The 14879-nt window shown below is 69.5% G+C and carries 16 protein-coding genes and 1 tRNA gene; 11 read left to right on the top strand and 6 right to left on the bottom strand.

Translation table 11 applies throughout. The features are described from left to right. Positions 1 to 78: 78 nt before the first annotated feature. Positions 79 to 486, bottom strand: a complete 408-nt coding sequence (locus ACFJGU_RS08185) for a DUF5997 family protein (protein WP_382309310.1) — start codon at positions 484 to 486, stop codon at positions 79 to 81. A gap of 76 nt (positions 487 to 562) precedes the next feature. On the opposite strand from ACFJGU_RS08185, the gene ACFJGU_RS08190 reads away from it, so the two are divergent. After that, on the top strand, positions 563 to 1306 hold the full coding sequence (locus ACFJGU_RS08190) for a LysR substrate-binding domain-containing protein (RefSeq protein WP_382309312.1): 744 nt from the start codon (positions 563 to 565) through the stop codon (positions 1304 to 1306). A gap of 105 nt (positions 1307 to 1411) precedes the next feature. Here ACFJGU_RS08190 and ACFJGU_RS08195 read toward each other — a convergent pair whose 3' ends face one another. Next, positions 1412 to 2449: a diacylglycerol/lipid kinase family protein gene (locus ACFJGU_RS08195; RefSeq protein ID WP_382309314.1), complete on the bottom strand. Its 1038-nt coding sequence runs from the start codon at positions 2447 to 2449 to the stop codon at positions 1412 to 1414. An 83-nt stretch (positions 2450 to 2532) separates the two neighbouring features. Here ACFJGU_RS08195 and serS point away from each other — a divergent pair, with 83 nt between their 5' ends. The 5 genes from serS to ACFJGU_RS08220 all read left to right on the top strand — a co-directional run bounded on the left by serS (position 2533) and on the right by ACFJGU_RS08220 (position 5355). Beyond that, positions 2533 to 3795 carry a serine--tRNA ligase gene (gene serS, locus ACFJGU_RS08200; protein ID WP_382309316.1) on the top strand — a complete coding sequence of 421 codons (1263 nt, stop codon included), beginning with the start codon at positions 2533 to 2535 and terminating at the stop codon, positions 3793 to 3795. Further along, complete coding sequence (locus tag ACFJGU_RS08205) at positions 3792 to 4634, top strand: HAD family hydrolase (protein WP_382309318.1); 843 nt, start codon at positions 3792 to 3794, stop codon at positions 4632 to 4634. Before serS ends, ACFJGU_RS08205 begins: the two co-directional genes overlap by 4 nt. A 66-nt stretch (positions 4635 to 4700) precedes the next feature. After that, a tRNA-Ser gene (locus tag ACFJGU_RS08210) sits at positions 4701 to 4790 on the top strand. Positions 4791 to 4846: 56 nt separating this feature from the next. Then, positions 4847 to 5098, top strand: coding sequence for a type II toxin-antitoxin system Phd/YefM family antitoxin (locus ACFJGU_RS08215; protein ID WP_092549869.1), 252 nt, complete (start codon positions 4847 to 4849; stop codon positions 5096 to 5098). Further along, on the top strand, positions 5095 to 5355 hold the full coding sequence (locus tag ACFJGU_RS08220; protein ID WP_382309320.1) for a Txe/YoeB family addiction module toxin: 261 nt from the start codon (positions 5095 to 5097) through the stop codon (positions 5353 to 5355). Before ACFJGU_RS08215 ends, ACFJGU_RS08220 begins: the two co-directional genes overlap by 4 nt. Here ACFJGU_RS08220 and ACFJGU_RS08225 read toward each other — a convergent pair. After that, positions 5343 to 6230, bottom strand: a complete 888-nt coding sequence (locus ACFJGU_RS08225; RefSeq protein WP_382309322.1) for a LysR family transcriptional regulator — start codon at positions 6228 to 6230, stop codon at positions 5343 to 5345. The two genes, ACFJGU_RS08220 and ACFJGU_RS08225, sit on opposite strands and share 13 nt — an antisense overlap. Before the next feature lie 81 nt (positions 6231 to 6311). Between ACFJGU_RS08225 and ACFJGU_RS08230 the strand changes: the two genes are divergently transcribed. Continuing rightward, entirely contained in the window at positions 6312 to 7592 is a 1281-nt protein-coding gene (locus ACFJGU_RS08230; RefSeq protein WP_382309324.1) for an MFS transporter, read from the top strand. 223 nt (positions 7593 to 7815) lie between these two features. After that, positions 7816 to 9045, top strand: a complete 1230-nt coding sequence (locus ACFJGU_RS08235; protein ID WP_382309326.1) for a ScyD/ScyE family protein — start codon at positions 7816 to 7818, stop codon at positions 9043 to 9045. A 71-nt stretch (positions 9046 to 9116) separates the two neighbouring features. Here the strand turns inward: ACFJGU_RS08235 and ACFJGU_RS08240 are convergent, their stop codons facing one another. Next, positions 9117 to 10004 (bottom strand): AraC family transcriptional regulator N-terminal domain-containing protein, encoded by an 888-nt coding sequence (locus tag ACFJGU_RS08240; protein ID WP_382309327.1) that lies wholly within the window; start codon positions 10002 to 10004, stop codon positions 9117 to 9119. A 156-nt stretch (positions 10005 to 10160) separates the two neighbouring features. On the opposite strand from ACFJGU_RS08240, the gene ACFJGU_RS08245 reads away from it, so the two are divergent. Then, the gene (locus ACFJGU_RS08245; RefSeq protein WP_382309329.1) at positions 10161 to 11180 is read left to right on the top strand and encodes an aldo/keto reductase; all 1020 of its coding nucleotides are present in this window, start codon (positions 10161 to 10163) and stop codon (positions 11178 to 11180) included. Positions 11181 to 11265: 85 nt separating this feature from the next. Here the strand turns inward: ACFJGU_RS08245 and ACFJGU_RS08250 are convergent, their stop codons facing one another. Both ACFJGU_RS08250 and ACFJGU_RS08255 read right to left on the bottom strand, forming a co-directional pair. After that, positions 11266 to 11739: an SRPBCC family protein gene (locus ACFJGU_RS08250; RefSeq protein ID WP_382309331.1), complete on the bottom strand. Its 474-nt coding sequence runs from the start codon at positions 11737 to 11739 to the stop codon at positions 11266 to 11268. Further along, the gene (locus ACFJGU_RS08255; RefSeq protein ID WP_382310316.1) at positions 11736 to 12074 is read right to left on the bottom strand and encodes an ArsR/SmtB family transcription factor; all 339 of its coding nucleotides are present in this window, start codon (positions 12072 to 12074) and stop codon (positions 11736 to 11738) included. The genes ACFJGU_RS08250 and ACFJGU_RS08255 overlap by 4 nt, the downstream gene beginning before the upstream one ends. 142 nt (positions 12075 to 12216) lie before the next feature. Here ACFJGU_RS08255 and ACFJGU_RS08260 point away from each other — a divergent pair, with 142 nt between their 5' ends. Both ACFJGU_RS08260 and ACFJGU_RS08265 read left to right on the top strand, forming a co-directional pair. After that, complete coding sequence (locus ACFJGU_RS08260; protein ID WP_382309333.1) at positions 12217 to 13500, top strand: LCP family protein; 1284 nt, start codon at positions 12217 to 12219, stop codon at positions 13498 to 13500. A gap of 85 nt (positions 13501 to 13585) precedes the next feature. Further along, entirely contained in the window at positions 13586 to 14803 is a 1218-nt protein-coding gene (locus ACFJGU_RS08265) for an LCP family protein (RefSeq protein WP_382309335.1), read from the top strand. The last annotated feature ends 76 nt before the right edge of the window (positions 14804 to 14879 follow it).

A 14879-nucleotide genomic window follows, 5' to 3' on the forward strand; every position in this document is an offset into this window, starting at 1 on the left:
GCCGGGACGGAAGGACCCGCCAGAGCGATCGTGCTGGACATCCGCCTGGAATCGCCCGACAGGGCGGGCCGTGCGGCTCTATTCGGCGTCGCGGGCCTCGGCGGCGGCAGCCTTTCCGAGCTTCACGTCTTTCACGCGCCGGTTCTCCGCTCGCACCTCCGCCTGGATGCGCCGCTCGGTCACGAGCCACTCCGGCGGGCTCTGCAGCAGGGCGGTGATCTCGCCGGTGGTGAGCGCATCCGTCACCCCGGCGCGGGCGAGACCCGAGATCGAGACGCCCAGTTTGCGGGCCATCACGTCGCGCGGGTGCGGGCCGTTCAGACGCAGCTGCACCAGCCACTCGGGCGGTGTCTCGAGCAGCGTATTCAGCTCTGCACGGGTGACCGTGCCCTCCTGGAATTCGGCGGGGGCGGCGGTCAGCAGGATCCCGAGCTTCTTCGCGGCCGTCGCCGGCTTCATGGTCTGCGGTGTCTTCTCGGGGCTCATCAGCACAGCGTATCCTGGGCGGGCGGCAGCGGTCTCGCGTCGCAGCGGGATCATCGGCCGAACGGAAGGGGACCGGATGGCGTTCCGCGTCGCCTTCGTGCCCGGGGTCACGCCCACGAAATGGTTCCGCACCTGGCAGGAGCGGCAGGAGTCGCTGCCGCCCTCCGACCGTGTGGCCATCGAGGCCGTTCCGATCGAGTCGCTGGTGACGGGCGCCGATCCGCTCTCCGTACTCCGCGACGACGAAGCGGATGTCGCGTTGCTGCGTCTCCCCGTCGACCGCTCCGACGTGGGTGCCATCACCCTCTACTCCGAGGTGCCGGTCGTCGTGGTGCCGAAGGACCACGTGATCACCGCGGTCGACGAGATCGACGTCGCCGAGCTGGCGGACGAGCGGATGCTCGAGGTCGCCGTGGGCCCGACCGGCGGCCCCGACGCGGTGGAGCTGGTCGCCGCTGGCGTGGGCGTCGTGGTGCTGCCGAAGTCGGTGGCCCGGCTCTACGGGCGAAAAGACGTCGAGGCGAGGCCTGTGACCGGGCTGCCGTCGACCGAGGTCGCACTGGTCTGGCTCACCGATCGGCAGACGCCGCTCGTCGACGAGTTCATCGGCGTGGTGCGCGGTCGCACGGCGAACAGCTCACGGGCGGCCGATGACGCCGAGCGTGCGGCGATCGCCGCGTCGGGTCGGAAGCCCAAGGCCACCGACAAAGCGAAGGCCCGCGCCGCCGAGGCCCGAGCCGCGGCGGCCAAGGCCCGGCCGCGCGCGAAGTCGAAGGCCAAGCCCCCACGCAAGCCGCCCCGCCCCCGTCGCCCGCGCTGAGCATCCGCTCGTCCCGCGCGCATTTCGGGAGGAGCAGCGCAACACGACGCCCGTATACGGCTGTCGTTGCGCGGAGCTCCTCCCGAAACGGAGGAGGGCCCGGCCTCAGGCGGCGGTGACGGCCTTCGTGTCGGCGGGCACGCGTACGAGCAGGGCGCCCGGGTCGACCCAGGTGTGCACGGCGCGTGCCATTCCCCACTCGTCGCCGTCGAGCTGGATGTCCTCGACGCCGTCGAGGGTGAGCTCGAAGTCGCGGCCGGTGGAGTAGGAGACCGAGCGCACGTCGTTGTTGAGGTCGATGACCTTGCGCCCCACGGCCGACTTGCGGAGCACCCCGTTCTCGAAGGCGATCTTGTTCCACACCCGCAACCAGCCGAGCGGCCCCTCGGGTCGAAGGGCGACGATGTCGAGCATTCCGTCGTCGGGCTTCGCGTCGGGGATGAGGAGGAGTCCGCCGGGCAGCATGCCGCAGTTGCCCACGATGACGGTGTGCACGCTCGTGTTCTTCCACGACGAGCCGTCGAGCCGGAAGCGGAGCTTCACCGGCTTGAGCTCCGGGATGGCGCGACCGATGCCGTCGACGTAGGCCAACCAGCCCACCGCCTTCTTCAACTTCTTGTTGGTCTTGGCGATCATCTTGGCGTCGATGCCGAGCCCGGCCATCACGAGGAAGACCTTCTCCTCCACCGAGTCGTCGGCCCGGGTGACGCTGATCACGCCCACGTCGATGCGTCGATCGTGTCCCATGAACACCGCGGTCACGGCCTGCTCCATGTTGGTGAGAGTCAATGCGAGGTTGCGGGCCAAGAGGTTGCCGGTGCCGACCGGGAGGAGGCCGATCGGCACTCCCGTTCCCCGCAGACCCTCCGCCACCGCCCGCACCGTGCCGTCGCCGCCCGCGGCCACCACCACGCCGGCGCCCCGGGCGACGGCCTCGCGCGCGATGCCCTCCCCGGCGTCGTCGAGCGTGGTCTCGAACCAGAGCGTCTCAGCCCACCCGGCCGCTTTCTCGGCGGCGGCGACGACGGGTCGGAGGCGCGACGCATCCACCTTGATCGGATTCACCACGACCGCCGCCGTGTTCGCTGCCGAGGGGGCGCGCTCACCCGGGGTCGTCGAAAAGGGCCTCTCGCCTGCTGCCACGTGCCAACCGTATCGGTTCCGGGCAGCCGTCCAGCCGAAGTTCGGCGGCGGGCGCCCGCCGGCCGCAAAGTAGGATTGGGGGCGTGATCGATCCAGTGCTCTTGCGTGAGAACCCCGATGTCGTCAGGAAATCGCAGCGAGCGCGCGGGTCGTCGGTGCAGCTCGTCGACGAGGCCCTCGCGGCCGACACCGAGCGGCGTGCCGCTATCCTCGAGTTCGAGAACCTCCGGGCCGAGCAGAACGCCTTCGGCAAGAGAGTCGCCGCGGCGCCCAAAGACGAGAAGAAGGCTCTCGTCGCCGAGGTGCAGGAGCTCGCCGCCCGCGTCAAGGCGGCCCAGCAGCGGGCGACCGATGCCGAGAACGCGTTCGTCGAGCTGGCCCGGCAGATCCAGAACATCGTCATCGACGGCGTCCCCGAGGGGGGCGAAGAGAACTTCGTGACCCTTCGCGAGGTCGGCACCAAGCCCGTCTTCGACTTCGAGCCGCGCGACCACGTCGAGCTCGGCGAGACCCTCGGCATCTTCGACCTGGCCCGCGGCGCGAAGGTCTCGGGTGCCCGCTTCTACTTCCTCACCGGCATCGGAGCCCGCCTCGAACTGGCGCTGATGAACCTGGCGCTCGACCGCTCGCTCGCCGCCGGGTTCACGCCGCTCATCACGCCCACGCTGGTGCGACCCGAGACCATGGATGGCACGGGCTTCCTCGGTGAGCACGCCGACGAGGTCTACTACCTGCCCGCCGACGACCTCTTCCTCACCGGCACCAGTGAGGTGGCGCTCGCCGGGTTCCACATGGGTGAGATCCTCGACGTGCCCGAGGGCGGCCTGCGCTACGCCGGATGGTCGACCTGCTACCGGCGCGAGGCCGGTTCGCACGGCAAGGACACCCGGGGCATCCTGCGCGTTCACCAGTTCAACAAGCTCGAGATGTTCAGCTACGTGCTGCCCGAGAACGCCGAGGCCGAGCACGAAGCGCTGCTCGGCTACCAGGAAGGGATGCTCACCGACCTCGGTCTCGCCTACCGCGTCATCGACGTGGCGGCCGGCGACCTCGGATCGAGCGCCGCGCGCAAATTCGACACCGAGGCCTGGGTGCCGTCGCAGCAGACCTACCGCGAGCTCACCTCCACCTCGAACTGCACCACCTACCAGGCCCGTCGTCTCGACACGCGCTACCGCACCGAGTCGGGCAAGACCGCGCCGGTCGCGACGCTGAACGGAACGCTCGCCACCACCCGGTGGATCGTGGCGCTGCTCGAGACGCATCAGCAGGCCGACGGATCGGTCGTGATCCCGGAGGTGCTGCGGCCCTACCTCGGCGGACTCGAGCTGATCGAGGCGAAGTGAGCGAGGCATCCGCTCTGCCCGAGGCCGACGCCGCGGCGTCCTCCGACCGCTGGCTCGTGGCGCTCGACATCGACGGCACCGTGCTGCACGAAGACGGCACGTTGAGCGACATCGTGGGCGCCGAGGTGCGCCGCGTGGTGGCCGAGGGCAACGAGGTGATGCTGGCCACCGGTCGATCGGTCGCCACCACCCTGCCGGTGCTGCAGCTGCTCGACATCGCGCCGGAGTTCGTGGTGTGCGCCAACGGGGCGATCACCCTCGCCCGTGACCCTTCGGAGCCGCTCGGCTACCGGCGCGATCACGTCGAGATCTTCGATCCGGGTCCGGTGCTGCGGAAGATCCGTTCCCACCTCACCGAGGCCGTCTTCGCGGTCGAGGACGAGGACGGTTGGTTCCGCTACACCGAGGCCTTCCCGGAGACGGTGCTGGGCGCGGGGAGCGAGCAGGTGACCTTCGAGGAGCTTACCGAGATCGAGGCCACCCGCGTGGTGGTGATCTCGCCCGATCACGACATGGAGGACTTCCTGGCCGTGGTGGAGCGGATGGGGCTGCACCGGGTCAGCTACTCGATCGGCTGGACCGCGTGGCTCGACATCGCGCCCGACGGCGTGAACAAGGCGACCGGGCTCGAGCGCGTTCGGTCGCGGCTCGGCATCCCGCGCGACCGCGTGATGGCGATCGGCGACGGGCGCAACGACATCGACATGTTCCGCTGGGCGGGCGAGTCGGGGCGGGCCGTGGCGATGGGCCAGGCGCCGCGCGACGTGATCGACGTGGCGACCGAGGTCACGGCATCCGTCTACGACGACGGCGTGGCCGGGGTGCTCGCCTCCCTCTGACCCGACGCGCACCGTTCGGGGCGCGGTATGCTCGTGGCTGGTTGCGTGGGCCTGGCCGGCGCACCGGGAGGGCTGTCCGAGCGGCCGATGGAGCCAGTCTTGAAAACTGGTGAGGTGTTAAAGCCTTCTAGGGTTCGAATCCCTAGCCCTCCGCCAGATCGCTTGCTCCGCCGTCTTCGTCGGCGTACAATTTCCTGTACGGGAGGCCCATCATGAAGACCATGTCGTATTCGGAGTCCCGCGCGCATTACGCGGAGACGCTGTCGTCGGTCGTCGATGACAGCGAAGAGGTCGTCATCACGCGCGCCGGCCATGAACCCGTCGTCATCGTGTCACTCGCCGAGTACGAATCCTTGAAAGAGACGGCATATCTGCTCCGCAGCCCCGAGAACGCCCGTCGGCTCCTGGGCGCGATCGGCCGTCTGGAGTCCGGCCACGGTCGCGAGCGCGATCTCGCGGAATGAAGTTCGTCTGGGATGAAGAGGCCTGGGCGGACTACGAGTGGTGGCAGGCACAAGATCGGCGCATCCTGAAGCGCATCAACGCCCTCCTGCGCGACATCGCCCGCAACGGTAACGCGGGCATCGGTAAGCCCGAAGCGCTGAAACACGGCTTCCACGGCTTCTGGTCGCGGCGCATCTCCGACGAACATCGGCTCGTCTACCGGGTCGATGACGACCAGGTGCTCATCGCCGGATGTCGATACCACTACGGCAGCTGAGGCGTACCCGCTGCGACGCGGATGTTCTCGATGAGGGCGCGGATCTGCGGGCGGCGGCCGGCGCCGTGCCGTACGGCGAGCGACAGTACCCACGGTGCCATCGGCTCGGTCAGCGGAACGCGTACGCATCCGGTCGAGTCGACCACGTCGGGCACCACCGCGACGCCGAAGCCGGCAGCGACGCAGGGTGCCACATTGGGCAGCTCGGCGAGCTCCGCGGCGATGTGCCGCACGATGCCGCGCTCGGCCAGCACATGATCGAGTTGTACCCGGTTGCCGAAGCCGGGCAGCACGTCGACCCAGTCGTCGGCCGCCAGATCGGCGAGCGAGACGGATCGGGCGCTCGCGAGGCGATGCCCTTCGGGTAGCAGCGCCACGAACTCGACCTGCACGAGCGGCCAGGAATCCAGGTCGGGCGGCGCGGGCACCGCGGTGAGAGCCAGATCGAGGCGGCCGTGCGCGAGGTCGTCGAGCAGCCCGGTCGAGCCGGTCGGCGACGCCACCAACTGGATGTCGACCAGCGGATGCTCGCGCCGGAACCCCGCCAGGATCACCGGCAGATCGAGCACCTGCAGCGCCGCGAACGTGCCGATCCGCACCCGCCCGCGAAGCCCGGACCCTGACTCCGTCGCCGCCTGCCTCAGCCCCTCGAGGTCGTCGAGCAGCTCTCGCGCCAGCGGGAGCAGTGCCTCGCCGGAGGGGAGTAGGGTCACCGTCTTCGTGGTGCGCTCGAACAGCCGCACGCGGAGCTCGCGTTCGAGACTGGCGAGCCCGGCCGACACCGTCGATTGGGCCACGAACAGGCGCTCGGATGCCCGGGTCACGTTCCGTTCGTCGGCCACGGTCACGAAGTACTCGAGTAGGCGCGTCTCCATGACGCAATGATAGAGCAAAGCGATTAGCCCCATCACAATAAATCGTTGGACTCGATGAGAATTCTGGCGCATCCTCGAAGCATGAGCTCGACCGCCTCCGTTCCGATCACGTCCGATCTCTCGACAGAACTCCCGACCCGCCGCCTCCGCCTGCCGCACCGCGCCGGTTTCTGGGTGACCGCGGTCGCCTTCCTCGTCATGATGGCCTTCAACACCGTGCCCACTCCGCTGTACGCGCTCTACCAACAGCGCGACGGCTTTCCGACCGCGGTCGTCACGGTGGTGTTCGCCGCCTACTCGATCGGCGTGATGCTGGCGTTGTACCTGGCGGGGCACCTGAGCGACCGGGTGGGTCGGCGGCCCGTCATCCTCTCCGCCGTGGTGATCGAGGTGCTGGCGGCGGTGCTGTTCCTGGTCTGGTCGGCGCCGGTAGGCCTGGTGCTCGCCCGATTCGTAGCGGGACTCGGCATCGGGATGCTCACCGCCACCGCCACCGCGCACCTGGCCGACCTGCGCCGCATCGCGCGTCCCGACGCCGGCATCGGCTTCGCGGCCACCATCGCGGGCGTCGCGAACATGGGCGGACTCGCCCTCGGGCCGCTGATCGGAGGGGTCTTCGCCGAATGGCTCCCGATGCCCCTCGTGGCTCCCTATCTCGCCTTCCTGGCCGCCTTCGTGGCGATCGGCTTCGCCTACGCCTTCGTGCCCGAGACGGTCGACTCGTCGCGCGAGCACGCGCCCTACCGCCCGCAGCGGGTGCGCGTGCCGCGGGAGAGCCGCGGCGCCTACTGGGCGGCCGGCATCGGCGGCTTCGTGGCCTTCGCCATCACGGGTCTGTTCGGCTCGGTCGCACCGACCTTCCTCGCGCAGATCCTGCAGCAGAGCGACCGCTTCGTGGCCGGGCTCGTGGCGTTCTCGGTGTTCGGAGCCGCTGCGCTCGCTCAAGTGGTGTTCTCGAGGTGGTCGACGCGGGGGCAGCTCGTGCTGGGCGTGACGGCGATGGTGGCGGGACTCCTGGCGCTCGGCGCCGCCGACCTGTCAGGGTCGGCTGTTCTCTTCGTGGGAGGTGGAGTGGTCGCCGGAGCGGGTGTGGGCCTGGTCTTCCGCGGCGCCCTCGCCACGGCCGGCGCCCTGGCCGGTGACGGCAACCGCAGCGAGATCACAGCGGGCATCTTCCTGCTCTCCTTCGCCGGCATGACCGCGGTGCCGCTCCTGATCGGCGGTGCACTCCTCGTGCTCCCCCTGGTGCCCGTGCTGCTCGGCGCCGTGGCCGTGATGCTCGCCCTGATCGTGTGGGCGGGGCCCCTGATGATCCGCGCCACGTCGACACCTGCAGAGTCGTCAAGCAGAAAATCGGCCTGATCGGTCGATTGATGCGGTTTTCCGCATTTGCTGTGAGAGGGCTCGACGGCGGTTAACCCCCCGTTGTAGGGTCGTCGCGTCGGCGCCGAGCGTCGGCACGGGGCGAGCAACTGGACACGGGCGCGAGGGCGCCGACCGGATTCCGCCCTGCCTTCTCGCGCGCTCCCCTGTGCCCTGCCCGCCTTGTCGTTCCCGATCGACCCGGTGACAAGGAGCCGAATCAATGAAGAAACGGACAATTCTGGGCGCTGCGTGCGCCGCCACGATCGCGGCCGTCGCGGTCGCCGCCCCCGCCTATGCCGGTGGCCACCATGACGGCGGATGGCATCACGACGTCCCCGAAGCGCCCACGCTCAGTCTCGACCCGGTGGCCACTCTGGCCGACGGGCTCATCTCTCCGCTCAGCCTCGACGTCGACAGACACGGCGACTCCTATCTCTCGCAGAACTTCATCGGCGAACTGAACGGTGTGAGCAGCGAGGGAGAACTCAGCACGCTCGCGACGGCATCCGTGCCCGGCAACGAGATCGGAGCGGTGTCGTCGCGACACGGCACGGTGTACTTCAGCCAGAACGACCAGCCGAACGGCGTGGCGAATCTGATGTCGCTCGAGGAGGGTGGCACGCCCGAAGTCCTCGCCGACCTCGGCGCCTACGAGGCCGAGGTGAACCCCGACCAGGTCAACACCTACGGCTTCACCGACCTCGACCCGGCTTGCGCGGCTCAGGTCAACCCGAACGGCCCCGCGGGTGAGCCCACGTACACGGGCAAGGTCGACTCGCATCCGTACGCCTCGCTGGCTCTGCGCCACGAGATCTACGTGGCCGATGCCGGCGGCAACGACATCCTGCGCGTCGACTACGACGGCGAGATCTCGACGGCGGCCGTGCTGCCGCCCACCGAGCCCGTCGTCGTGACCGCCGAACTCGCGGCGCAGTTCGGATTCCCCGACTGTGTCGTAGGCGCGAGCTACGTGTTCGAGCCGGTGCCGACGGATGTCGAGCGCGGCGACGACGGCTGGCTCTACGTCTCGAGCCTCCCGGGCGGCCCCGAAGACCCGAGCCTGGGTCTGCGCGGCAGTGTCTACAAGGTGAACCCCGACAGCGGCGAGGTGGAGCTCGTGGCCACCGGATTCGGCGGCGCGACCGGCATCGCGGTCGACAAGGACTCCGGCGTGGTGCTGGTGGCCGAGCTATTCGGCGGCCCCGACAACACCGGGCAGATCTCGGCCCTGTCATCGTGGTCGGGTGAGGTGTTCGCCACCTTCGCGGTGTCGTCGCCGGCGGCGATTGAGCTGCGTGACGGCATGGTCTACGCGACGACGGATGCCTTCGTGCCCGACGAATCCGGAAACCCCCAGCCGATCGGCAAGCTGAGCCTCTACCAGCTGACCGATGAGGATCACGGTGGCTGCTGGGGCGACGACGGGGAGCACGAGGAAGAGGACAGCTAGCCTCCGCCTCCCCGCACACAGCGCGGCGCCCTGCGACCTCCCCCGGTCGCGGGGCGCTGCCTCTGTCGGGCCTAGATCACCTGTGGGCGCGCGGACGCCCGCAACCGGATGGCATCGCGGGCGGGCGACTCGCCGAAGGCGCGGCGGTACTCGCGGCTGAACTGGGACGGGCTGTCGTAGCCCACCCGGAAACCGATCCTCGCGACGTCGTCGGCCGCGGCCAGAAGCAGGGTGCGCGCCTCCTGCAGGCGGATCTGCTTCTGGAACTGGATCGGCGTCATCGAGGTCGCCGACCGGAAGTGGCGGTGGAAGGCCGTGGTGCTCATCCGCGCCAGCTGCGCCAGCTCCTCGACCCGCAGAGGGTCCGCGTAGTGCTCGCGGATCCACCGGACCGAACGGGCCACCCGGGCCAGGCTGCCGTCGGCCACGCCGATCTGTCTCACCAGCCGGCCCTGCTCGCTCGTGAGCAGTCGCCAGACGATCTCACGGCGATAGGCCGCCGCGAGCACGGGGACGTCGGCCGGCCGGTCGAGGAGGCCGAGCATCCGCACCATCGCGTCGACCAGTTCGGGCGCGGCATCGCTCACGGCCATACCCGTGACGACCGGAGCGGGAGGGGCCGGGGTCTCGAGCAGCAAGGTGGCGATGAGCGCCGGGTCGAGGGCCAGCGTCACCACGGCGAACGGATGCTCCGCGCTCGCCTCCAGCACCAGCCCGGTGACCGGCAGGTCGAGGGAGACCACCAGGAACTGACCGGTGCGGTAGTCGTACGGCGTGCCGTTCAGGATCGTGCGCTTGGCGCCCTGGGCGACCAGCGCCAGCGACGGCCGCGACATCACTGCCGCCGGATCTGTCGGATGCGCGGAGACCCCGATGCTCAGCCCCTCGAGCACGTCGTGCCGCACGCCTCCCTGCGCGTGCCGGAGCACCAGCTCGCGCAGTTCGTCGATTCCGGCCATGCGTCCAGTCAAGCACTCGGGTGGCGACGCTCAGCCGGATCGGGTCGTCGATGGCGGGATCGTGCAAGAGAGCGGCACGATCTGTCTACGCTGCGGAGCGTCTCCGGTGTTCCCCTGGAGGAACGGTGCAGACGCACCAGGTGAGGAACGAAAGACATGCAGCACAGAACACTCGGCGCCACCGGCATCCGGGTCAGCGAATTCGCCTTGGGCACCATGATGCTCGGGCAGATGGGCAATCCCGACCACGACGATGCCATCCGCATCATCCATCGTGCGCTGGATTCGGGGATCGACTTCATCGACACTGCCGACGTCTACTCGATGGGCGAGTCGGAGGAGATCGTGGGCAAGGCCTTGCGCGGGCGGCGCGACCAGGTGGTGCTCGCCACCAAGTTCGGGCTGCCGATGGGCGGCGACCCGAGGCAGGCCGGGGCGTCGCGGCGGTGGATCGTGCAGGCGGTCGAGGGCAGCTTGCGCCGGCTGGGCACCGATCACATCGATCTGTACCAACTGCACCGGCCTGATTACGACACCGCGATCGAGGAGACCCTCTCGGCGTTGAGTGATCTGGTGACGGCGGGCAAGATCCGCGCCTTCGGCTCGTCGACCTTCCCGGCCGATCGCATCGTCGAGGCCCAGTGGGCGGCCGAGCGGTACGGCACGCACCGTTTCCTCAGCGAGCAACCCATGTACTCCCTGTTCGACCGCTCGCTCGAGGCAGCGGTGCTGCCGGCCGCACAGCGGCACGGCATGGGCGTGCTGACGTACAGCCCGCTGAACGCCGGCTGGCTCTCCGGACACGCGGATGTCGCCTCGCGCCACCGCGCGGGCAGCCGGCCGGCGATGTACGACCCCACCAGCCGCGGAGGAGCCGCGAAGACTGCGGCGCTCGCCGAGCTGCGGTCGGTCGCCGACGACGCGGGGCTCACCCTGCCGCAGCTGGCGCTCGGCTTCGTGCTGGCGCATCCGGCGATCACCTCGGTGATCATCGGGCCGCGCACGCAGGAGCAGCTCGACGGTCTGCTCACCGCTGACGGGGTGCGGCTGGATGCCGCGACCCTCGACCGCATCGACGCGATCGTACCGCCCGGCACCGACCTCGACCCCGACGACAACTACAACGCGGCACCGCCCGCGCTGCTCGATGCGGCCCTGCGCCGTCGGATCGCCTGACGCCGCGCTGATCCGCACGTTCTGGCGCTATCCGAGACCTCGGAAGCGCGAAAACGTGCGGATCAGAGGGTGTGAGCCGCGCGGGTCACGCGGCGAGGAGGGCGTCGAGGCGCTCGTAGCCCTGGGTGACGCCGCGTTCCATGCCGCTCCCGACCATGCCGTCGCGAGCCTCGACGCTCGGGTACACGCTCCAGCCGGTGACGCGGGTGCGCCCGTCGCCCAGGTCTTCGAAGCGGGCCGTCTCGAGCGAGACGGTGTCGGGTGCCCCCTCCCACTCGAAGGTCTGGATGATCAGCTCGTTGGGGCGCGCCCGGTGGAACACGCCGTTGAAGGGGTAGCGGTTGCCCTCGGGATCGGTGTGCACATAGCGGTAGCGCCCGCCGTCGCGCACGTCGTACTCCTCGATCGCCATGTCGTAGCCGTTGGGACCGAGCCATTGCTTCACGAGCACAGGGTCGGAGTAGGCGTTGTAGACAGCGGAGACCGGTGCATCGAATTCGCGGACGATCTCGATGAACGGAGCGCCCTCGGGCGCGGTGATGGTGACGGGATTGCTCATTTCTTCTTCTCCTTCTCTTTCTGCAGCACCGCGTCGAGATTGCGGAACCGCTGTTCGTGGGCGAGACGGTAGCCATCGATCCAGCTGGTGAGCCGCTCGAGCGCGGCGGGCGCGAGGTGCACCGGCCGGCGCTGGGCGTCGCGGCTCCGCGTCACGAGGCCCGCGGCTTCGAGCACCTGGATGTGCTTCGACACCGCCTGCACCGTGATGGCGAAGGGCTCGGCGAGTTCGTTGACCGTGGCCGGTCCGCGGCTGAGACGGGCGATCATCCGCCGCCGCACCGGATCGGCCAGGGCCATGAACGCGCGGTCGAGCTCGGCGTCCTCTTCGAGCATGGTCAACCAATCTGTTTATCAATGACTTGATTGAATAATAGAAGGGCGGATGCTCGCCGTCAAGACCGTCGCCGATGAGACTCTCAGTTTCATACGGGAACATGGAAGGTCTGCTTGTCCGCTTACCCGAGCCCACACCGCCATGAAACATCCGCACGCGCGCCACCCGATCGCCCGTCACGGACGACTGAAGACCCCGCATCCCGTTGCGCTGGCCGCTCAGTATCTCGCCGTGGCGCTCGCCGTCGTGCCCGTGAGCGGCGCCGCCTTCGCGGGCTACGCCACCTGGAGCGTCTCGAGCGAGGTGCAGACCGTGGCGCTCGCCGGAGAGACCCCGGGCGCCGCGGCACCGCAGATCTCGGCGATCGACGGCGGCGTCAACCTGCTGCTCGTGGGCAGCGACAGTCGCGAGGGTCAAGGGGATGCCTACGGCGAGACGGAGGGCAACCTCAACGACGTGACGATGCTGATGCACATCGCGCAGGACCACTCGAGCGCCACCGTGGTCAGCTTCCCGCGCGACATGGTGGTGCCGATCCCGTCGTGCCCCGACCCGGCGGGCGGCAGCTTCGACGCGATGAGCGCGCAGCCCATCAACGTCACGCTCTCCTATGGCGGCCTGCCGTGCACGGTGTTGACCGTCGAGGCGCTGACGGGGCTCAGCATCCCCTTCGCCGCCGAGATCCAGTTCAACGGCGTCATCGAGATGTCGAACGCGGTGGGCGGCGTGCCGGTGTGCGTGGTCGACCCGATCGACGACGAGTACACCGGCGTCGTGCTCGACCCCGGCACCCACATGCTGCAGGGGGCGGATGCGCTCGGCTTCCTGCGTACCCGCCACGGCGTCGGCGACGGCAGCGACCTCGGGCGCATCTCGTCGCAGCAGGTGTTCCTCTCCTCGCTCGTGCGCACGATGAAGTCGAGCGAGACGCTCGGCGACTTCGGCAAGCTCTACGGCATCGCGCGCGCGGCGTCGAGCAACATGGTGCTCTCGCAGAGCCTGGCGTCGCCCGACACGCTGGTGTCGATCGCGTTGGCGTTGAAGGACATCGACCTCGACCGGGTGGCGTTCGTGGCGTACCCGGGGGTGACGGGCGGCGACGGCGTCTACGCGGGCAAGGTGGAGCCGCTCTACGACGACGCGGCCGTGCTGTTCTCGGCGATCCAGGCCGATCAGCCGGTGACCACCGCCGATCCGGCGAACACCGGGATCGGGGCGGTGGTCGATCCCAACGCGCCGGCGACGGCCGCGCCCGCCACTCCGGCGCCCTCGACGGATGCCACTCCGGCTCCTGGCGACGCGGCCGCGGCCGACGGCACGACGACACAGACACCGGATGTCGCGAAGACCCCCACCGCCCTGCCACAATCGATCACGGGGCAAACCGCAGCGGAATACACCTGCTCGAAGGGGAACGACGATTAGCCGGAAGACGCGTGGCGCGACACCGGTCGCTCGACACGGGCGGCAGAAGTCGTCGCATCCCTTGTGGGCGGTCGCGACCTTCCTGGTGGCCACCGTCGCGGTCCTCGGCGTGAGCGGCGTCTCGATCGCGGCCTATGCCGCCTGGGACGTGACCAGTTCCATCAAGACGGTCTCGCTCGTCTCCGACGAAGCCGCCGCCAGCACGCCGGGCGCCGCGCCGCCGCCGGAGATCTCGGCGATCGACGGCGGGGTGAACCTGCTGCTCGTCGGCAGCGACAGCCGCACCGGTCAGGGCGACGCGTACGGCGAGGACGAGGGCGGCGAGCTCAACGACGTCACGATGCTGCTGCACATCTCGCAGGATCACACGAACGCCACGGTGGTGAGCTTCCCGCGCGACCTCGTGGTCGACATCCCGGACTGCCCGGATGGCGGCGGCTACACGGCTCCGATCAACGAGTCGCTCTCGCAGGGCGGGCTGGCGTGCACGGTTCTCACGGTCGAGAGCCTGTCGGGACTCAGCATCCCGTTCGCCGCGGAGATCCAGTTCAACGGCGTGATCGAGATGTCGAACGCGGTCGGTGGCGTGCCGGTGTGCGTCTCCGAACTCATCGACGACCCGTACACCGGCGTCTACCTCGAGCCCGGCACCTCCTCGCTGAGCGGGGCGGATGCGCTCGGCTTCCTGCGCACGCGCCACGGTGTCGGCGACGGCAGCGACCTCGGCCGCATCTCGTCGCAGCAGGTGTTCCTCTCGTCGCTCGTGCGCACGATCAAGTCGGACTCGACGCTCAGCGACTTCGGCAAGCTCTACGGGCTGGCGAAGGCGGCGGCGAGCAACATGACCCTGTCGGACCGGCTCGCGTCGCCGGACACCATGGTGTCGATCGCGCTGTCGCTGAAGGACATGGACCTCTCGAAGGTGACCTTCGTGGCCTACCCGAGCTTCTCGGCGGACTGGGTGCCCGAGGGCAAGGTGGCGCCCGACACCGACTCCGCGTCGGTGCTGTTCGCGGCCATCCAGGCCGACCAGCCGGTGGCGGTCGAGGCTCCGGGCGGTATCGCGTCGGTGCTCGACCCGAACGCGCCGGTGCAGCCTTCGGCGCCTGCCGCTCCCGCGACGACGGCCCCGGTCGACCCGTCGGCCCCCGTGGACCCGGCGGCGCCGGTCGATCCGTCTGCGCCGGTCGAGCCGGCCGCGCCCGAGCCCGGCTCGGTGAACGCCGCCGGATCGACGGTGCTGCCCTCGAACGTGAAGGGCCAGACCGCGGCCGACTACACCTGCTCCGTCGGCAACGACTGACCCAAGAGGCCTGAATTCGGCCGGGCAGGGATCGAGCCAGACGGGCGTGCTTTGCGGGATGGCCGTTCGGTACCGT

Origin of the sequence: Herbiconiux sp. UC225_62, assembly GCF_042694625.1 — a bacterium.
GTDB lineage: Bacteria > Actinomycetota > Actinomycetes > Actinomycetales > Microbacteriaceae > Herbiconiux.